The sequence below is a fragment of the Pseudidiomarina insulisalsae genome, from assembly GCF_003987065.1.
Taxonomy (GTDB): domain Bacteria; phylum Pseudomonadota; class Gammaproteobacteria; order Enterobacterales; family Alteromonadaceae; genus Pseudidiomarina; species Pseudidiomarina insulisalsae.
Genome location: NZ_PIPY01000003.1, coordinates 172,431 through 193,065 on the forward strand (window position 1 = coordinate 172,431; position 20,635 = coordinate 193,065).

The 20,635-nt window shown below is 52.9% G+C and carries 16 protein-coding genes; 14 read left to right on the forward strand and 2 right to left on the reverse strand.

Features of this window, described 5'->3' with window-relative positions; all coding sequences use genetic code 11:
- The first annotated feature begins 6 nt into the window (after positions 1–6).
- The 11 genes from CWI71_RS03805 (at position 7) to CWI71_RS03855 (ending at position 14,360) form a co-directional block, all read left to right on the forward strand.
- Positions 7–2,445, forward strand: a complete 2,439-nt coding sequence (locus tag CWI71_RS03805; protein WP_126753932.1) for a heparinase II/III family protein — start codon at positions 7–9, stop codon at positions 2,443–2,445.
- Between the two features lie 104 nt (positions 2,446–2,549).
- Positions 2,550–2,981, forward strand: a complete 432-nt coding sequence (gene ndk / locus CWI71_RS03810; RefSeq protein WP_126753933.1) for a nucleoside-diphosphate kinase — start codon at positions 2,550–2,552, stop codon at positions 2,979–2,981.
- Positions 2,982–3,094: 113 nt separating this feature from the next.
- Positions 3,095–4,228 carry a dual-specificity RNA methyltransferase RlmN gene (rlmN, locus tag CWI71_RS03815; protein ID WP_126753934.1) on the forward strand — a complete coding sequence of 378 codons (1,134 nt, stop codon included), beginning with the start codon at positions 3,095–3,097 and terminating at the stop codon, positions 4,226–4,228.
- A 70-nt stretch (positions 4,229–4,298) separates the two neighbouring features.
- Positions 4,299–5,087 (forward strand): type IV pilus biogenesis/stability protein PilW, encoded by a 789-nt coding sequence (pilW, locus tag CWI71_RS03820; protein WP_126753935.1) that lies wholly within the window; start codon positions 4,299–4,301, stop codon positions 5,085–5,087.
- Between the two features lie 11 nt (positions 5,088–5,098).
- The gene (locus CWI71_RS03825; RefSeq protein ID WP_126753936.1) at positions 5,099–6,199 is read left to right on the forward strand and encodes a RodZ domain-containing protein; all 1,101 of its coding nucleotides are present in this window, start codon (positions 5,099–5,101) and stop codon (positions 6,197–6,199) included.
- 18 nt (positions 6,200–6,217) lie between these two features.
- Positions 6,218–7,330 (forward strand): flavodoxin-dependent (E)-4-hydroxy-3-methylbut-2-enyl-diphosphate synthase, encoded by a 1,113-nt coding sequence (gene ispG / locus CWI71_RS03830; protein WP_126753937.1) that lies wholly within the window; start codon positions 6,218–6,220, stop codon positions 7,328–7,330.
- A gap of 66 nt (positions 7,331–7,396) precedes the next feature.
- The gene (gene hisS, locus CWI71_RS03835; protein WP_126753938.1) at positions 7,397–8,662 is read left to right on the forward strand and encodes a histidine--tRNA ligase; all 1,266 of its coding nucleotides are present in this window, start codon (positions 7,397–7,399) and stop codon (positions 8,660–8,662) included.
- A gap of 71 nt (positions 8,663–8,733) precedes the next feature.
- Positions 8,734–9,357, forward strand: a complete 624-nt coding sequence (locus tag CWI71_RS03840; RefSeq protein WP_126753939.1) for a YfgM family protein — start codon at positions 8,734–8,736, stop codon at positions 9,355–9,357.
- Complete coding sequence (gene bamB / locus CWI71_RS03845) at positions 9,354–10,550, forward strand: outer membrane protein assembly factor BamB (protein WP_126753940.1); 1,197 nt, start codon at positions 9,354–9,356, stop codon at positions 10,548–10,550. Before CWI71_RS03840 ends, bamB begins: the two co-directional genes overlap by 4 nt.
- 2 nt (positions 10,551–10,552) lie before the next feature.
- Positions 10,553–12,016 carry a ribosome biogenesis GTPase Der gene (gene der / locus CWI71_RS03850; RefSeq protein WP_126753941.1) on the forward strand — a complete coding sequence of 488 codons (1,464 nt, stop codon included), beginning with the start codon at positions 10,553–10,555 and terminating at the stop codon, positions 12,014–12,016.
- Between the two features lie 133 nt (positions 12,017–12,149).
- The gene (locus CWI71_RS03855; RefSeq protein WP_126753942.1) at positions 12,150–14,360 is read left to right on the forward strand and encodes a heparinase II/III domain-containing protein; all 2,211 of its coding nucleotides are present in this window, start codon (positions 12,150–12,152) and stop codon (positions 14,358–14,360) included.
- A gap of 72 nt (positions 14,361–14,432) precedes the next feature.
- Here CWI71_RS03855 and hslR read toward each other — a convergent pair whose 3' ends face one another.
- Entirely contained in the window at positions 14,433–14,807 is a 375-nt protein-coding gene (gene hslR / locus CWI71_RS03860; protein WP_126753943.1) for a ribosome-associated heat shock protein Hsp15, read from the reverse strand.
- A 328-nt stretch (positions 14,808–15,135) separates the two neighbouring features.
- Positions 15,136–15,963, reverse strand: coding sequence for an Hsp33 family molecular chaperone HslO (hslO, locus tag CWI71_RS03870; protein ID WP_126753944.1), 828 nt, complete (start codon positions 15,961–15,963; stop codon positions 15,136–15,138).
- 131 nt (positions 15,964–16,094) lie between these two features.
- Here hslO and gspC point away from each other — a divergent pair, with 131 nt between their 5' ends.
- The 3 genes from gspC to gspE are packed head-to-tail and all read left to right on the forward strand — an operon-like array spanning position 16,095 to position 20,633.
- Positions 16,095–17,021 carry a type II secretion system protein GspC gene (gspC, locus tag CWI71_RS03875; protein WP_126753945.1) on the forward strand — a complete coding sequence of 309 codons (927 nt, stop codon included), beginning with the start codon at positions 16,095–16,097 and terminating at the stop codon, positions 17,019–17,021.
- A 29-nt stretch (positions 17,022–17,050) separates the two neighbouring features.
- Positions 17,051–19,159: a type II secretion system secretin GspD gene (gene gspD / locus CWI71_RS03880; RefSeq protein ID WP_241967614.1), complete on the forward strand. Its 2,109-nt coding sequence runs from the start codon at positions 17,051–17,053 to the stop codon at positions 19,157–19,159.
- Positions 19,128–20,633: a type II secretion system ATPase GspE gene (gene gspE / locus CWI71_RS03885; RefSeq protein WP_126753946.1), complete on the forward strand. Its 1,506-nt coding sequence runs from the start codon at positions 19,128–19,130 to the stop codon at positions 20,631–20,633. The genes gspD and gspE overlap by 32 nt, the downstream gene beginning before the upstream one ends.
- The last annotated feature ends 2 nt before the right edge of the window (positions 20,634–20,635 follow it).

Here is a 20,635-nt window from a genome sequence, read left to right on the forward strand (position 1 = left end):
TATAAAATGCGATTTCTCATAATCACCCTTTTACTCGTCACACTAATTGGTTGTGGTGGCCAGGAGTCGGCAAAAAAAGTTAGCCCACCGGTCAGCCTCAACACCCAACCTGACACATTTGAGGGCACTTGGGCATCATCTGTTGTTATAGATGTTTTGGCAAATGATCAGATAACGGATTTTACGCGTCTGGAAGTTGTGAACCCACCCGAGTATGGGGACGTTAAAGTCGAGAATAACAAATTAGTCTATTTTCCTCCGCAACAAGAGATTTCGGAAGAGCTAAGTTATCAGGTCGTGGCGGGTACAAATTCATCTGCCGAGACTCAGGTATCCGTCCAACTTAAAAACGGGATCACCTCAGTTTCTTTATCTGATTCGAAACTAGAGGAAGGTTTGCCTTATGAATTACGCATTGGAATGGCCCTACCGCCGCAAGATGAATCAATCTATATTGAATTGATTCGTGATGATTTGCCTAAGCAAGCACTGGCAACGATTAATCCCAATTCCGCAGAATCAGAGGTTATCTGGAAGTACACACCTTCCGGTGATAATGAGACAAAAGGTTATTTTACTGCGAAAGAGGATACGTTAGTCGTTACGTTTAAAGGTAAATCAGAAACTCTTTCTTACGACTATTATAGTGTGCCTGAGGCTACTGTCCTAAATAACAGCGTGCGTTCAAGATGGTACCGTCAGGATCAGGCCGATCTGATGGCGGAAAAAAGAGGATTCTATTTAAACTGGACGAGCTTCCCGGTATGGGAAATTCCGCAAACACCTCAATGGTCGGAGGATCCGTTCAATAATAATACGTGGTTACTTTATTTCCATTCGCTGGCCTGGCTCCACTCGTATGAGTTTCTCTACGACAAGACTCATGACCCTTCTTATCGAAGTGAAATTAAACGCATCATCTTCAATTATCTTGAGAACTCACCGCGAGACAACCCGGCGAACTACATGAGCTGGAATGATCATTCCACTGCAAATCGCGCAAGTGTAATTAGCTATTTTTATCTGCAATTCCTTAAAGATGAACTTTCGGCCGAAGAGCATCGGTGGTTTATCCAGCAGATGCTCCACCACGCAGCAGAATTAAGAGAGTTGCTTGATGAGGACAAGTACTACGCGCATAACCATAGTATGTTCCATTCACTCGCTTTAATTAATATTGTACTTAGTTTTCCTACTGAGTTTGCCAGTACTGACTACGCAAGCGCGGCGATCGCAAGAATTAAAGAATTATTCGAGACTATGGTGGTAGCGGAAACCGGTTTCTCGCGCGAGCAGTCAACTTCTTACCATTTCATCGCGATGGAGTTGTTTTTGGCCACGGGCAACTTCTTAGAAACCATTTTAAGAAGTAACGATAACGCAATTAAAAACTTGCTTAATAAGATGGTGGATGCGGCAACACACCTTACTTACGTCAATGGTGGCGCGCCTGCAATGGGCGATACCAACTTCGGTGCGGATGTATTCAAAACGCGCCTGAAGAATATTGTCAGTAGAGGGAATTTGTCATCACCGTATTTCGATTACATCCATGGTGACAAAACGGCGCAGCCACTGGAACGAATCTTCCTTGAGTCGTCAGAGGGTATCGCAATTTTGCGTCCTAATAGTGGTGCGCAGAACCTTCCTGAAAAATTCTTACTGTTGGATTTTGGATTACCCAAAATTTCCCATGGCCATCACGACACGGGGCATATTACCTACGCTGTCGATGGTACTGAATATTTGGTCGACCCAGGCGGGCCCTACCTTTACCAAGGAAAAGGGCGCTTTCATTTTGCCTCGCGCGCAGCACACAATGTGCCGATCGTAAATGGCAAAATGACGGTCGAAAATGCCGGCCAAATTCTTGCTTCTGAATGTTCCGAAACTGCATGCTGGAGCGTAGGGCGACTTATCGAGTCTGACTATGCACACTTTCGATTCACACTTGTGCCGGCAAATGACAAAATAAGTATTTACATCATCGATTTAATCCAAGCGCCATCGGCAGCTTCTGGCAGCACTTCAGACATTGCCTTGAACTGGCATTTTTCACCCATGGTCTCCCTGGCGAGTTGCTCCCAGGCAAACGTGAACTCTGACAGTTGTATAATGAGCCATGAAGTAACAGGTGAATACCTTTTTAATGTTGTAGCTCAGGAGCCTTTGCAGCGAAAAATTCAAGAAGGTATTGATGATGGAGAAACAATGGCGGGTTGGGTGCAGCCGAAGTTTGGGCAAAAAGCTCCCGCACCGGTTTTAGTGTATGAGACGCAGGCAACAAATTTTGCTGCGCTTAGCAGTATCGTTTCGGAGCAAAGTGCAACTCCAGCAGAACTCACAGTATTAGAAAATGGGGTGGATGTAAGCTTCGACAGGTTCAACGTTGTCATTCAGAACCCGTGGTCGGCGAGTCCGACAATGAGTGTTTCTGAAAATTAAACCTAAAAATTCTAAAGCCGGGCTGTGGTAGCAGTAAAATACTGAACCGTGTATAATCCGCGCGACTTTAATTTAGCTAGCCTTTTCGACTTTGGAGACAAAAAATGGCTTTAGAACGTACTTTATCAATCATCAAACCTGACGCTGTTGGCAAAAATGTTATCGGCGCTATCTACAATCGCTTCGAGAGCACAGGCCTGCGCATTGTTGCTGCAAAAATGATGCACCTGAGCAAAGAGCAGGCGGAAGGTTTCTACGCAGAACATAAAGAGCGTCCTTTCTTCGGTGCTCTGGTTGAGTTCATGACATCAGGTCCTATCATGGTAAGCGTTCTGGAAGGCGACGATGCAGTGAAGCGTCACCGCGAGGTTATGGGTGCGACCAACCCTGCAGAAGCACTGGCAGGAACGCTCCGCGCTGACTATGCTGAAACTATCGACGAGAACGCGGTTCACGGCTCTGACGCGACTGAATCTGCGGCACGTGAAATTGCATACTTCTTCTCAGACGAAGAAATCTGCCCACGCACTCGCTAAGGGAAGATCAGCAAGGCTCGCGTGGCGAGCCTTGCGTTATTAGTCAATAGATATTAGATATCGGTTCACTAATAACCACTATCCATTAACCCGCAACGCTTTTGGTTTTATACATGAACGCAGTAGACAAAAAAGTTAACCTTCTCGACCTCAATCGCCAGGGCATGCGCGAGTTCTTCCAGGAACTTGGCGAAAAGCCTTTTCGTGCCGATCAGGTCATGAAGTGGCTGTATCATTACTGCGTTGACAACTTTGACGAGATGACCAATCTCAACAAAGTACTACGGGAAAAACTCAAAGAAATCGCCGAAATCCGTGCCCCTGAAGTCCGCCTGCAACAGCAGTCGAGCGACGGCACCATCAAGTTTGCGATGACGCTGTTCGACGGCCAGGACGTCGAGACCGTGTGGATTCCGGAAGCCGACCGCGCCACCTTGTGTGTGAGCTCGCAGGTCGGTTGCGCACTCGAGTGCACCTTCTGCTCAACGGCGCAGCAAGGCTTCAACCGTAACCTGCGCGTGGCGGAAATTATTGGCCAGGTATGGCGGGTAAATAAGCTGCTTGGCCCGTTCGGTGAAACTGGCATTAAACCCGTCACCAACGTGGTCATGATGGGTATGGGTGAGCCATTGCTCAACCTGGCGAACGTCGTGCCAGCCATGGAGCTGATGCTTGACGATAACGCCTTTGGCCTGTCAAAACGTCGCGTCACCTTAAGCACCTCAGGCGTGGTGCCGGCGCTGTACAAACTCAAAGAGCAAATCGACGTGGCGCTTGCCATCAGCCTGCATGCGCCCAACGATGCGTTGCGCGACGAAATTGTACCGATCAATAAGAAGTACAATATTGAAGAGTTCTTAAAGGCCAGCCGTCATTACATTGATGGCTCAAAAGCCAATAAAAATATTACGATTGAATATGTCATGCTTGATCACATCAATGACTCAACCGATCAGGCGCATGAACTGGCAAAAACCTTGCAGGGCACCCCGTGCAAGATCAATTTAATACCGTTTAACCCGTTCCCGGGCAACGATTATGGCCGTTCAAGCAATTCTCGCATTGACCGCTTTGCTAAGGTTCTGATAGAAAAGGGCTATATTGTGACCGTGCGCAAAACCCGCGGTGACGACATTGATGCCGCTTGCGGCCAGTTGGTCGGCGATGTGGTGGACCGAACCAAGCGCATCCTGAAGAAGCAGCAAGCAACCCGCGGTGGTGCCGGAATCGACGTCAAGGTTTCGTAAAGCGTCCCGATGCGCATAGGCAGGCACGCCAGTTCAAGGTAGCATAGCGAATAACCGAAGAGGGCCTGACATGCGAATTTTGCTCCATACTGTAAGCGTCATCCTGCTGGCGACACTCAGCACTGGCTGTGTCAGCCAGCGCACCGTTGATGGCAAGGAAAAACCCGCACAGCAGTTCAACGCCAGGGAAGCCGCAGCGACCCGCCTGGCGCTGGGCTTACAATACTTGCAGACCGGTAATTACGAGCAGGCGCGCGTGAACCTGGAAAAAGCCCGTGACTACACGCCTGAAAATCCAGCGGTGCAAACCGGACTGGCTTTTTATTATCAGCGCGTGCAAGACTACGAGATGGCCGAGCAGTATTACCGCCGCGCCATTCAGTTGCAACCGGACAACGGCGACACCCACAACAACCTGGGCGCATTACTGTGCTCAATGGGGCGCTATCAGGCCGCCGAGCAACATTTTAACCGCGCGTTGCAGATTCCCGATTATGTAAAAGTTGCCGCAACCTATGAAAACGCAGCGCGTTGCGCGGCGCGGGCCGGTGATCTGCAAAAATCCGATCAGTACTTCCAGCGCGCAATCAACCATAGTTCGCGAAATAGCACTATTCTTGAAACCTACGCTGCGGTATTGTTAGAGCAACAACGTTATCAGGATGCTGCGGACGTGCTCGCACGTCGTGCCCAACTGCCCCAACTTTCCCCTGAGTATCTCTGGCTGGAAAGTGAACTGGCGCGCTATCAGAACGACCGCGTCCGGCAACGCAGTTTCGGTGAACTTTTATTGTCGCGTTTTCCCGATTCCCGCCAAGCGCAAACGTATCGGGCACGCGCGGCCAAAACTAAATCATGATGAAGTAACCCATGACCTCAGACAAAGACCTATTTAATGATGAAGCGCCTGAACAAGGTGCAGCACAACCGACTCGTACACCAGGTAAACTGCTGACCGAAGCGCGCGAGAATAAGGGCCTTACACAACAGCAGGTGGCCGATAGTCTACGCCTGCGCCTGGCTGTGGTGCAGTTCATTGAAGCTGATGAATACGAAAAACTGTCGTCGCCGACCTTTGTTCGCGGCTATCTGCGTTCGATGGCGAAGGCACTTGAGGTCAGTGAAGAAGAGATTTTCGCGGCCTATCGTGAGCATGGCTATGACGTGAGCCAGGCCAGCAATGTAAAAATGCAGAGCTTTTCGCGTCGCAAAGTGCGGGAGCGTAACGACAGCCGGCTGAAGTGGATCAGCTACATCATTATTATTTCAGTGCTGGCGCTGGTACTTATCTGGTGGTGGCAGGAAAGCGGTTTTAGCCTGACAACCATTACTGGTAGTGAAGATGCGCCGACCGAACAAGAGGCCCAGCAGCAACGCGAAGCCAGCCAGAACATACCGCAAGTGGTGCGCCCTGAGCCGCAAGTTACCCAGCGCCTGACTGAGGCCGAAGCCCGGGCCGCGCAAATCAGTACAGAAATGACACCGGCAGAAGCCGAGCCGGGTATTGAGCCTGAGAGCCTGGATGTGCCCGAAGAGAACATTCCCGGCGAAATCCCGGCCGATATTACGCCAGCGGAAGACCCGACTGAAGACCCAGCTCAAGACCCGGCCGAAAACCCGACTGAAAACCCAGCCAGCGGAACCGGCACCACAACGCCTGCAGCAGAAGCTGCCGAGGCGCTGGTCATTACCGCTAACGAAGCAAACGCACCGAGCACCGTCACCGCCGCGGCAGAAGAACAACTGGTCTTCGCCTTTAATCAAGCCTGCTGGGTGAAAGTTACCGACGCCACCGGTGAAGAGATCGCGATTGGTGTTAAAGCAGAAGGTTATCGCATGCCGCTGACGGGAGAGCCGCCATTTGATATTATCTTATGCAGACCTGAGGCGGTCACCATCACTTACAATGGCGAGAACGTGAATCTCGACAGCTATGTACGTGACCGGAGTGTGACCTTAACGCTCGATTAAGACTTTTGAAGTAACAACATGATGCATGAGAACCCGATAAAACGCCGTCCTTCCCGCCGCATTTACGTGGGCAATGTTCCTATTGGTGACGGTGCCCCGATTGCGGTGCAGTCAATGACGAACACCGAAACCACCGATGTCGAAGCCACCGTGAAGCAGGTCAAAGCGATTGCCGCGGCCGGTGCTGATATTGTGCGGGTCTCTGTGCCCACCATGGACGCGGCCGAAGCCTTTAAATTTATCAAGCAGCAAAGCCCGGTGCCTTTGGTTGCCGATATTCATTTTGATTATCGCATCGCCTTGAAGGTCGCTGAGTACGGCGTTGACTGTTTACGCATCAACCCCGGCAATATCGGTAATGAGCAACGCATTCGCGCGGTGGTCGATGCCGCGCGCGACAGAAATATTCCGATCCGTATCGGGGTAAACGGCGGTTCACTGGAAAAAGACCTGCAGGAAAAGTATGGCGAGCCAACCCCGGCAGCGCTGGTTGAATCAGCCATGCGCCACGTGGATATTCTTGATCGCCTGAATTTCCCTGATTTTAAAGTCAGCGTGAAAGCCTCGGACGTTTTTCTGGCGGTTGAATCTTATCGTCTGTTGGCCCGGCAAATTGAGCAGCCGTTGCACCTGGGTATCACCGAAGCCGGTGGCCTGCGCAGTGGCGCGGTGAAGTCATCCATTGGTCTTGGCATGCTGCTGGCTGAAGGTATCGGTGACACCATCCGTATCTCACTGGCTGCGGATCCGGTCGAAGAAGTCAAAGTTGGTTTTGATATCCTCAAGTCGCTGCGCATCCGTAGCCGCGGCATTAACTTTATTGCCTGCCCCAGCTGCTCGCGTCAGGAATTTGACGTGATCGGTACCGTCAACGCGCTGGAACAACGCCTGGAAGACGTCGTAACGCCAATGGACGTGTCCATTATCGGCTGCGTGGTGAACGGTCCGGGCGAAGCCATGGTTGCCGAAATTGGTCTGGCCGGCGCAAAAAATAAAAGTGGCTTTTACATCAAGGGCGAGCGTCAGAAAGAGCGCCTGGATAACATGGATTTGGTCGATCAACTTGAGCGTCACATCCGTGCCCGCGTAAAACAGCTCGAAGCTGAACAGATTCCTGTGAAGCAAGGGTAAAGCTGCGGTATACTACCCGCCATTTTTTAAATTTGAACGCAGATAAACCAGACGGTAAGTGACATCGTGGCAAAAACTATCCAAGCAATTCGTGGCATGAACGACATTTTGCCGGACCAGAGTCCGGCATGGCAGTTTGTCGAGGGCGTACTGCGCCAGGTGGCGGCGTCCTACACCTACCAGGAAATTCGCATGCCGGTGCTCGAAAGCACCGACCTGTTCAAGCGCTCGATCGGCGAAGTAACCGATATCGTCGAAAAAGAGATGTACACCTTTGACGATCGCAACGGTGACAGTCTGACCTTGCGTCCGGAAGGCACCGCTAGTTGCGTGCGCGCCGGTAACGAGCATGGACTGTTGTATAACCAGACGCAGCGCTTGTGGTACATGGGCCCGATGTTCCGTCACGAGCGTCCGCAAAAAGGCCGTTACCGCCAGTTTCACCAGTTTGGTATTGAAGCCTTTGGTATGGAAGGCCCGGACATTGATGCCGAAGTCATTCTGCTGTCGGCGCGGCTGTGGCAGCAATTTGGCATCAGTGACCAGGTTGAACTGCAACTGAACTCGTTGGCCTCAAACGAAGCCCGCGCCCGCTACCGTGACGCCCTGCGTGAGTTTCTACGTGCTCATGAAGACCAGCTTGACGAAGACTCAAAGCGTCGTCTGGACACCAATGTACTGCGCGTGCTCGACAGCAAGTCGCCCGAGACACAACAAGTACTGGAAAATGCGCCGAAACTATCTGAATACTGGGACGATGAGTCACGCGCGCACTTCGACGGCTTGTGTCAGCGTCTTGACGCTGCCGGCATTAAGTATGTTCTCAATGAGCGTCTGGTCCGTGGTCTTGATTATTATAATCGCACCGTGTTTGAGTGGGTGACCACCGAACTTGGCGCGCAGGGTACGGTATGTGCCGGCGGCCGTTACGATGGACTGGTTGAGCAACTGGGCGGTAAAGCCACCCCGGCCGTGGGTTTTGCCATGGGTATTGAGCGACTGGTACTGCTGCTGGCCTCGCAGGATAAGATTCCGGCAACGCAAACCGTTGACGTGTATGTGATTGCCCTGAACGAAGCTGCGGAACTTAAGGCGCCGGCCGTTGCCGAACAACTTCGTAACGAGCAACAGGGCTTGCGCGTGCAATTGCACAGCGGCAGCCAGAACATGAAGAAAAAGCTTGCCAAAGCGGACAAGTCCGGCGCCGAGTACGCCGTGATTATCCGCGACGACGACTTTGAAATTAAACACTTACGCGACCGCGATCAAGTCGATCGCAGCGCCGCAACCATCGCCGACGTGATCACGCTGGTTGCTAATAAAGAAGCATAATTTACGAAAAGCGTAGCGCTCGAAAAGCGCAGCGCACGAATAACGAACAACGATTTCACTCAGAGGTCCACATGGAAACAGAAGAACAACAAGTCGAACAGCTCAAGGCATTTTGGAAAGAGCATGGCAAAGGCATCGTCGCCGGCCTTGTGATCGGTTTTGGCCTGTTTTACGGCTGGCGCTATTACGACGCGCAGACTCTGGCAAAACAAGAAGCGCAGTCGCAGCAGTACGAACAAATTGTCGCCCAGCTTGAAACTGACGGTAGCGAAGCCATGAATCAGGCAGAGCAATTTGTCAGCGAAGCCTCAGGCAGCACCTACGCGACCCTGGCAGCCTTTGAGCTGGCCCATCAGGCCACCGAAGCCGGTAACCTGAGCGCAGCCATCGACAGCCTGCAAAGCGCCCGCGAAAGTGCCGAAGGCGTACTGAAGCATGTGGCGAACCTGCGATTGGCCCGCTTACAGCTGGCGCAGGAAAATTATCCCGCGGCACTCTCTGCACTTGAGCAAATTGCCCAGGTGGAAGGTTTCGAGGCCAAAGCAGCTGAATTGCGCGGTGACGTGCTGATGGCCCAGGGCGATGCGCAAGGCGCGCGTCAGGCCTATCAGGATGCCATTGCGGCAGCAACTGAAGCAGGTGTTCCAACTGTACTGGTTGAAACCAAACTCAACAGCATCCCGGCGGCCTCATGAAACAGTTAAAGTATTTGCAGCGTGGTCTTCTTGTCGCCGTAGCCCTTGGTTTAAGTGGCTGCTCAATTTTTAGTGATGAAGAGATCACCTACAAACAACTGCAACCTTTTAACGCCGGCGTCACGCCCAGCGTGGCCTGGGAAGCCAGCGCCGGTGATGGTGTCGGCGAGTTTTTTTCGCGTCTGAACCCAACGGTTGTTGACCAGCACATTGTCGTTGCTGACCGCGAAGGCATGGTCATTGGCTATCAGCGCGACACCGGTAAACGTGTCTGGGCACGGGACTTGCAAGCTGAGTTCGCGGCACAGGGCGAAGGCTGGCTGAGCGGTGCTGAATCGTTACGCATCAGCGGCGGCCTTGTCAGTTACCGTGACAAAGTCGTGCTGGGCACCGAAAACGGTGACGTGATTATGCTGAACGGTAACGACGGCAGCGTCATCTGGCACAACAATGTAAAAGCTGAAATTCTGTCTGACCCGGCGGTCGACGCCAGTTATGTGGTCGTCACGGCCAGCAACGGCAAGGTGTTTGGTCTGAACGCCGAAACCGGTGAGCAGTTATGGAGCATGGTTACCGACGTGCCGGCGTTGTCTTTGCGCGGCACTAGTGCACCATTGATCGCTGCCGGCGGTGCAATTTTTGGCACCGCTAACGGCAAGCTGACGGTCGCGGTATTAAATAACGGCCAGCAGGTCTGGGAAGCGCGTCTGGCGATGCCATCCGGTGCGACGGAGCTGCAACGTCTGGTTGACGTGGACACGGCGCCAGTGATGCGCGGTGAGCTGATTTACAACATTGCCTACAATGGCCAGTTAGCGGCGGTTGAAATGCGTACGGGCCGGGTGGTCTGGCAACGTGAGTACTCGTCGTATCAGAACCTGGAAATTTACGGCCGTACCATTTTCGCCACCGATTCCGATGATCGCGTTTATGCCATTGATATCGAAGGCGGTATCGAGGAATGGATTAACAACGACTTTGAAGGTCGTGGTCTGACAGCTCCGGTTTATTTTAACGGCCACATTGTTGTCGGTGACTCTTTTGGTTACCTGCATTTTATTGACGCGCAAAGTGGTGAAGTCAGCGGTCGTCTTGAAGTAGACAGCGATGTCTACGTGGCGCCTGTGGTTGCTGACGACACGCTTTATGTACAAACACGCGACGGTAGTTTACTCGCGGTAAGGATTAATTAAGAATGTTACCTGTTGTGGCCCTGGTCGGGCGCCCGAATGTGGGCAAATCCACCCTGTTTAACCGGCTGACCCGTACCCGGGACGCACTGGTAGCGGACTTTCCTGGTCTTACCCGCGATCGTAAATACGGCCAGGCCGATTACGATGGTTACCAATTTATTGTCATCGACACCGCGGGTGTGCATGGCGATGAAGAAGGTATCGATAAAGAAATGGCGTCGCAGTCACTGCGCGCCATTGATGAAGCAGACGTTGTTCTTTTTATGGTCGATGCCCGCGACGGTATCACCAGTGCTGACCTTGGCATCGCGAAGCATTTACGCTCGATAGGCAAGAAAGCTTATGTCGTCGCCAACAAAATCGACGGCATCGACGCTGAAGCAGCGCAGGCTGATTTTTACGAGCTGGGTTTAGGCGAAGTTTACGGCATTGCTGCCGCCCACGGTCGTGGTGTTGAGAGCCTGCTACACAAATGCTTTACCCCGTTACTCGACGACTACCCGGATATGTCAGTAGCCCGCAGTTCTACTGCGGGGGAACTCGACGAAGAAGCTGAGCCTGAAGATCTTGCTCACGACGAAATCGACTACGACGCACTACCCCTTAAACTTGCCATCGTCGGTCGCCCGAACGTAGGTAAGTCAACACTTACCAACCGTATTCTTGGTGAAAAGCGGGTGGTCGTGTTCGATATGCCCGGCACCACCCGCGACTCTATTTATATTCCAATGGAACGCGACGGTCGCGAGTATATTCTTATCGACACCGCCGGTGTACGCCGCCGCGGTAAAATCGATGAGACCGTTGAGAAGTTCTCGGTCATAAAGACCTTGCAAGCCATTGAAGACGCCAACGTGGTTATCTGTGTGCTGGATGCGCGCGAAACCGTATCGGATCAGGATCTCAACCTGATTGGCTTCGCGCTCAACGCCGGTCGCTCCATTGTGATTGCAGTCAACAAATGGGATGGTTTGAGCCAGGATCATAAAGAAGAGATCAAGCGCGAACTCGATCGCCGTTTAGGCTTCGTCGACTTTGCCCGGGTGCATTTTATTTCGGCACTGCACGGCAGCGGCGTCGGCAACCTGTTCGAGTCAGTGCTCGAGGCCTATGCCAGCGCCACACAGCGTGTCGGCACCTCGAAGCTCACCCGAATTCTGGAAATGGCCGTCGACGAGCACCAGCCCCCATTGGTACGGGGCCGCCGGGTGAAGCTAAAGTACGCCCATGCCGGAGGTTACAACCCGCCGCGCATTATCATTCACGGTAATCAGGTGAAAGATCTGCCGGGCGCCTATCAGCGCTACCTGATCAACTATTTCCGCAAATCGCTCGGCGTCATGGGCACCCCCATCAAAGTCGAATTCCGCGAATCGGAAAACCCCTTCGCCGGTCGCAAAAACCAGCTCACCCTGTCGCAGCAGCGCAAACGCAAACGCCTGATGAAGTTTATCAAGCGCAAATAGTGCATTGCGCAAAAAAAACTCTTGACTAAGGATAGCTCCTGGAGCTAATAAGTAGCCTACCAACTGTTTGAGCGAACGCCCCGACCGGGGCGTTTCTTTTGTTCCCAGAAAAATAATTATTGGAACCACCATAATGTTAGGGAAAACACCTAAATTCGTATTGTTTTGTATCGTTTCACTACTCGCTGGCTGCGGTGGCGGTTCGGAGACCGGCGGCGGAGGTGGCACTGAAAAACTACCGACAGCGACGGTCGCTTCAGTAGAGGTTGAGGCTGGCACCTTTGGCATTATGGGCGGCGATCACTTCACTGTGAAGGTAACGCTAAGCGAGACAGTCACCAGTGATGCGTCAGTGAGCTTAACGCTGACTGATTTGTCGGCGAGCAAGGACATTGATAAAGAAACTGTCCGGGTGCAGAACGGACAGCGTAGCGCAACCATTCGTTGGCTTGCGCCACAGCCGATTAAAGACACTTACGCGGTCTCATCAATGGCCAATGTCACAGCGTCTTTTAATAATAGTGCGGCGACCAGCAATAATTTTAATATTTACAAATCGCCTCCGGCAGATGTGCTAGCCAACACGCGCGGTAAGCTATGGCAAACGGATACTCAGGTCGAGCTGCTGGTCGAACAAGGACTGTTTCAGGCGGTGACAACAGCTTTTGAACCCTGGACCCTACCCGAGCAACCGACCTGGTACGAAAATCCGTACGAAAGTCTGGCCTGGCAACGGGATTATCACGGTTTAGGCTGGCTGTATGCCTTTGACGCTGCCTATCAGCAGAGCGGTGATGCCGCCTTACTCGATAAAATCAAATTCTACCTGTTCGACTATCTACAGAAGGTACCCGTTGGCGCCAATGAAGAAGCAGCCTGGGACAACCTCGCTGTAGCCTGGCGCCTGGAAGCGTTGGCGTATTTTTACCATAAGTATTTTCGTAGCGAACTGAACGCCGCCGACAATGCGACCTATGTGGATGCCATGAAAGCGCATGCGGACGTGTTGCTTGGCTATTCCACGAATTACGTTTACAGCGGCGAACACAACGGGCTTTACCATGCCGTGTCACTCATGAACCTTGGTGTGATTTTACCGGGTACCAATAATGCCGAAAAATATACCGCTCACGCGTCCGAAAATATTCTCTATATCTACAATGTCCTGGTCGACAAAGCATCTGGCGCTACCCGGGAGCAGTCGACACAGCGGCTGGTTGAGGCACTTGAGCTGTTTAGTTATGCCAACGGGCTGAACCTGGTTGCCCATGATAGAAATATTATCGATTTTTATCCGTTGCTCAGCGCCATGAATGACTTTGCAAGCCATCTGGTTTTCGGTCACGGGGAAGCTCCTGCAATGGGGAATACCCATTACGGGCAAGCAGACTTGCGCGAGCGGGTGAACACTGCCGCTGAGTCAGGAGGTATTGACTCTTCTTTTGTCCGTTATCTGACGTCTGGCGGCACTGAAGGCGAACCGCTGATGGCGAGCTACCTGGCCAAAGAGCAGGGTTATGTAATACAGCGACCCGGTTACAGCATTGATAAGCCAGAGACGTATACGTTTACTGATTATGGCAAGCGCCAGGAAGGCAAAGGCCATCACGATGCCGGTAATGTGGTAGCGGCGTACGACGGACAGGCGATTTTGGTCGATAGTGGCGGCGCAGAAAACGCCGGTGATTACTTTTCCTCAGCGTTCGCGCATAACGTTTTAACGGTGCAGAACAATGCCGAACTCATCGCCGGTGGCGAGGTGCGCGCTGCAGGATGTGAACATGGGCTCTGTTACAGCATCGGTAAAGTGAGCGGTCCGGACCATCAGTATTTTCGTATGGTATTTAGTCAGACGACCGGGCAGGGCCCACGTTGGACCATCGTCGATATCGCCGCCAGTGTATATGCCGATCTTGCGCTTGATTATCAAATGATGTTCCATTTTGCGCCCGACGCGACGGTCATAACCCAGTCTGATGCCAGCGCATGTCAGCAGATCACCTTGGCCAATGGCACCAGCTATTGCTTACAAACACAAGCCGATCTGCCACAAAGTGTGCACTATTTTAAAGGGCTAGAAAGCGAAACGTATACCCAGGGCTGGGTGCAGTTGAACGAAAGTGAAAAGGTGGCGGCGCCGGTCATTGAAATGCGCAGCCACGGTATGGAGTTGATGGCCGTGACTGAGCTGCGTAGTGCAACGCAAAGCGCAGCACCGCTCGCAACCGTCACCCGGATGACGGCAGATACCTGGGATCACACCATCGACCTCGGCAATTATCTCGTCGATGTGCTTTATCTAACTCGCTCGAACCCAGAAGTACAGATCACCCCAACTGAGTAATAATAAACGTAGCCCGTAGTTCTACTACGGGCCTAGCCTGCCAGGTGCGCCGATGCCAGCTACGACCAGCGATCAACGCTTCATCTTCAGAAGTTCCCGGCGCTCTTTTTTGTCAGGTTTATGATCAGGATGTGGATTGTAAAGCGCGTTCATTTTGCGTAACTCCGCCTCTTTCGCGCGCCGCTCTTTCGAAGCCTCGGTTTCCTGATAGAGCTTCTGCGCTTCCGGCGCACCGCGGCGTTGATCGCTTAGCTCCAAGACTTCCACTTCCATCACTTCATAACCGCGGGTCAATTTAATCAACTGGCCGACATTAATGGTCTTTGAAGGTTTGGGACGCTGGCCATCTACATGCACCTTACCTGACTGCACCATTTGCCGCGCAAGCGACCGCGTTTTGTAAAAGCGTGCCGCCCATAACCACTTATCCAGGCGTACATTTTCCATAGTGAACCCTATTACGCTTCATGACTGCCGAATACATCGTCGAGCCAGGTGAAATTAATATCTGCCCATTCCGGTGGATATCTACCGCTCGCCAGGTATCGTCTTAGTGTTGAATAAGGCCAATCCAGGGCATTTTCAACATATCTGTGTTTCACTGGATTATAACAGCAATACAGAATATAGAGATGATGCTCTATTTCATTGCGTATGGTGTGTTCCCAATAACAGTGGTGCCAAAGCGAGCCATTGCCGCGGCGCGCGCCGGGGTGATAAGTTGCATCGGCGCGCGTGGCAGGTTGGGGCCCGTAGTAGAACTACGGGCTACCGGTTACAGATCTTGCTCGGTGAAGCGGTATTCGCTCAGGCAGTAGTCGCAGGTCATGACGATTTCGCCGTCTTCAGCAAGAATCTGGCGCAGCTCGTCAGGGTGCACTGCTGAAAGTGACTCAAGGGTGCGCTCGCGCGAGCAGCCGCAATGAAAGGTCACCGGCTGCGGACGGTACAGTTCCACCTGCTCCTGGTGATAGAGACGATGCAGCACTTCTTCACCGGGGAGGGTATACAGCTCGTGAGCGGTCATACTGGCCGTCAGCGTCTCTAAATGTTCAAAGCCGCTGCGGTCGTGCCCGGCCGCAGGCATTACCTGCAAAAACATACCGGCGGCGTGTTCGCCATCGGCGTGCAGCCACAGACGCGTGTGCAATTGTTCAGATTGGGCAAAATACCGTTCAATTACCTGCGCCAGTGAATCAGCGTTGGCATCGACCACGCCCTGATAACGTTCACCGTCGTCCGGCGTAATGGTAATAATAAGCACTGCCTTGCCAAATAGCGCACGAAAGTCGTTATTATCGTCGGCAATGGCCTCACGTACCCGCGCCAGGCCGCGCAAATCCTGCTCGTGACTACCATTGACGGTAATAAAATTAATCGGACCATCACCCTGCAATTGCAAACTGATCTGTCCTTCAAATTTCAAAGTGGCACTTAATAACGCAGTAGTGGCCATCAATTCACCAAGCAAACGTTGAACTGGAGCCGGATAATCGTGTCCATGTATCATGCGCTGATAACTGCTACTTAATTGAACGAGCTCGCCACGCACGTCCTGTTCAGAAAATGTATAGCGAAAAAGTTGGTCAACTGGGTAATTCATACGGCATCATCACTGTGTAATATTTTGTACGCATTATACCATAATCACCCATTTTGATCTGTTCACTTTACCCCTGAAGGGTTAGAATGGCTTAATCTTCGTGCTGTCACAAAATTATAACGATTAGAAAAATGCCGATTGAGAACCCACAACTAAAGCGCTTTGCCTCCTTAGCCCGCGAGCCGCGCGTATTGCGCGCCGGACTCTGGTTGTTGACGGCGTTATTTGCCGTTTACGCGGTCTGGCTGTTGGCGCAACTAACCTGGCAGCTACTGGCACCGACCAGCACGCCTGCCAGCGGGCCTTTGGCAGTGCAGGTACAAAACCAGACCAGCGAGCGTGAGACAAATCTCACCGGTCTTGCCCGGTTGGACTTATTTGGCACCACGGTGGTGACTGCATCTGATACCCGGAATGCGCCAAAAACCCAATTAAATGTGCGTTTACTCGGCGTCTCTGCCAGCACCATCCCGGAGCGTTCTGCGGCCATTATCGAAAAAGATCGCCGGCAGGAAGTGTACGTCATTGGCGACAAAATCAGCGGCACGCAGGTGAGCATTGAGGAAATTTACGCTGACCGGGTCATTCTGAACAATAACGGCGTCCTGGAAACACTGGAACTAGAAGGCATTGGTGAACTCAGCGAAGGCCTTAGTCTGACCCTTGAGAACCAACAACGCACTGCTGCGAACACAGAAGAAGAACCGCCGATGAGCGATGCGCGCTTGCGCGAAGTTTCCGATGCCCAGCAGGCCTACCGCGACTTACGGCGTGGCGGTGAAAGCGCGGCCTTACTTGATTACATTCGGATTAGCCCGGCCATGTCCAGTGAAGGCTTACAGGGCTACCGGCTGAGCCCGGGTAAATATCCCGAGCTGTTTACCAGCGCCGGCTTTAAAACCGGTGACATTGCCGTTGCCATTAACGGCCAGGATTTAACCGACGTCGCCAGTGCTCAGGTAGCCATTGGTGAATTACGCAACGCGCGGCAAATTATAGTGACTGTCCTGCGCGATGAAGAATATCTCGACTTAGAGCTAGCGGTTCCAAGCGAGTAACCAGAACCACGAGAACAATAGGACCAACTATGCGCATTTTGACCACCGCATCGATTTGGCTCAGCAGCATGAGTTTGGCTTGCGCTATCGGCGTAAGTGCCAATGCCTTTGCCCAGCAGGCTGGCCAGCAAGCCAATCAGGAAGCTGCACAGTATGCAGCTAGTTTTAAGAATACCGACATTACCGAATTCATTCAGGTGGTGGGGCGTAATCTGGGTAAAACCATGATTATCGACCCTGATGTGCGCGGCACCATTAACGTGCGCAGTTACGACGTTATGAGTGAAGAGCAGTACTGGCAGTTTTTCCTGAACGTGCTTGAAGTCTATGGCTTCGCCACGGTCACTATGGAGTCGGGCGTGGTGAAAGTCATGCGTGACAAAGACGCGCGTAACGGCGCCATTCCGGTGGTCGACGACAATACCCTGGGCGGTGACACCTTGGTAACCCGCGTGGTGCCGGTCAACAACGTCAGCGTACGTGAGCTGGCACCATTGTTGCGTTTACTTGCCGACAGCAGCGGTGGTGGCAACGTGGTCAGCTACGATCCGTCGAACGTGATTATGATCACCGGCCGCAGCGAAACCGTGCAGCGCCTGACCGAAATTATCGAGCGCGTCGATCGCGCCGGTAACCAGGACGTTGACGTGGTGAAACTCGAATACGCATCAGCTGCCGAAATTGTCCGTATTGCCTCAGCGTTGTTTGAAAAAACCAATGAGGGCACCCCGGCGCTGCTGATCCCGAAAATTGTGGCCGATGAGCGCACCAACTCCGTCATTATCAGTGGTGAGCCGCGGGCGCGTCAGCGCGTCGTGCAGTTAATTAACCAGCTCGATCAGGACTTAAAAACCGAGGGTAATACCCGAGTGTATTACCTGAAATATGCCAAGGCCAAAGAATTGGTTGATGTCTTACAGGGTGTGAGCGAGAGCATTCAGGCCGAACTGGACAATGCCGCTGGTGGGGCCGCGCAACAAGCGCGTATGGCCCGTGGTGCGCGCGGTGGTAGTCAGCAGAACATCAGTATCTCGGCCCATGAAGACAGCAACTCGCTGGTCATTACCGCGCAGCCTGATCTGTTAACCAATCTGGAAAGCGTGATCCGCCAGCTCGACATCCGTCGCGCGCAGGTGCACGTCGAAGCCATTATTGTTGAAATCTTTGAAGGCGACGGCATTGACCTGGGTCTGCAGTGGATCTCTGAAGACGGCGGTATGGTGCAGTATCAAAATGGTCGGCAGGTGCCGATTGGCCCATTGGCCGCGGCAGCCTATCAGGCGCGTGAGCGCGAGGGCCGTACCACGCAAACTGTGGTCGACGGCAATATTGTCACCACTACCGAGCCGGATGAGCCGGGTGATGTGAGCTTGCTGGCGCAATTGCTGGGTAATGTGAACGGCATGATGATTGGCGTGGTGAAGAATGACTGGGGTGCGATCTTGCAGGCGGTTGCAACGAATACCAAGTCGAACATTCTGGCCACGCCCAGTATTATGACCGTCGATAACGAGGAAGCGTCCTTCCTGGTCGGTCAATCGGTCCCAACCATTACCGGCTCCACGGCCGGCGATAACAATACCAATCCGTTCCAGACCGTCGAACGCGAAGACATTGGTATTAAACTCAATGTCACACCGCAAATTAACGAAGGTGACGCAGTGCAGCTGGTGATTGAGCAGGAAGTTTCAAGCTTAAGTGGTGCGACCGCGGTCGATATCACCATCAATAAACGAACGCTGAAAACCACGGTCATGGCCGACGACGGCGACACCATTGTACTGGGCGGTCTGATTGATGAGGACGTGCAGGAAAGTGAGTCGAAAATTCCGCTGCTCGGTGACATTCCGCTGGTGGGCGCGCTGTTCCGCAGTACCTCAACCACGCGGCAGAAGCGCAACCTGATGGTATTCCTGCGCCCGACCATAGTCCGTGACTCAGCAACCGCCACTGGCGTCAGCAGCCGTAAGTATAACTACATGCGCGCGCAACAACTGAAGCGTCAGGACCAGGGCGTGACCCTGATGCCAAATACCGAGACACCAGTGTTGTCAGAATTTGAAGACAGCGAACTGGCCATTCCGCCTGAGTTGCAGAAGTACCTTGATGAGCGCAAAGGAGATAAAGGTAATGACTGATCTTGCCGAAACGCAAGTGGCTGAGTTGGCGGCACGGGTAGCGCCGCGTCGCCTGCCATTTGGTTTTGCCAAGCGTCATGGCGTGGTGGTCGCCGACAGTGAAGACGAGACCACGGCGCTGACCGTGCATTGCCGTGACGACATCACGCCGGGCGTGCTGCTTGAAGTACGGCGCGCGCTCGGTCAGCCATTTAACCTGACCCGCCATAGCAACGAAGCCTTTGATGCATTGCTCACGCAGGCGTATCAGCGCGACTCCTCCGAAGCCAAACAGCTGATGGAAGACATTGGTAATGAAACCAATTTATTTTCGCTGGCAGACGAGTTACCGCAAACCGAAGATTTGCTCGAAAGCGAAGATGACGCGCCGATTATCAAGCTGATTAACGCCATGCTTTCGGAAGCCATCAAAGAGGGCGCCTCGGATATTCATATCGAGACCTTTGAGAAAGACCTGCTGGTGCGTTTTCGTATTGACGGCGTGCTGCGCGAAGTCATTCGCCCGAACCGCAAACTCAGCTCGCTACTGGTGTCGCGTATTAAAGTGATGGCACAGCTTGATATTGCCGAAAAACGGGTGCCACAAGACGGTCGTATCAGCTTGCTGATTGCCGGGCGCGCGGTCGACGTGCGGGTCTCGACCATGCCGTCAAACCATGGCGAGCGCGTCGTGCTGCGTTTGCTCGACAAGAACAACGCGCGGCTGAACCTGCAGCAACTGGGCATGACCGACGCCAACCGGAAAATCTTTGCCGAGCTGATTAAAAAACCGCACGGCATTATTCTGGTCACAGGTCCCACCGGCTCGGGTAAATCGACCACCTTGTACGCCGGGCTGATGGATATTAACTCTAAAGATCGCAATATTCTGACCGTTGAAGACCCGATTGAGTACGCCATTGAAGGCATTGGTCAGATGCAGGTGAACCCGCGCGTCGACATGACCTTTGCCCGTGGCCTGCGCGCCATTTTGCGGCAGGACCCTGACGTGGTCATGGTGGGTGAGATCCGTGACGTCGAGACCGCGCAAATTGCAGTGCAGGCTTCACTGACCGGTCACCTGGTGTTATCGACCCTGCACACCAATACCGCCGCTGGCGCTATTACCCGACTGGAAGACATGGGCGTTGAGCCCTTCTTGCTAAGCTCATCGCTGTTGGCAGTGCTGTCACAGCGCCTGGTGCGGACCTTATGTGACGACTGTAAAGTACCTGTCACAGCGGGCAGTCAGGAATGCCGTGCGGTGGGTTGCGACAAATGTAACTCTACCGGGTATCGGGGCCGGACCGGTATTCATGAACTGCTGGTGGTCGATGAGACCATTCGCGAGCTCATTCATAACGGCCATGGCGAACAGGCCATCGAAAAATACGTTCGCCAGTCAACGCCGGGTATCCGTCAGGACGGTCTGGACAAAGTCGCGCAAGGCATTACCACACGTGAAGAAGTGTTACGTGTGACGCGCGAGGAATAAAA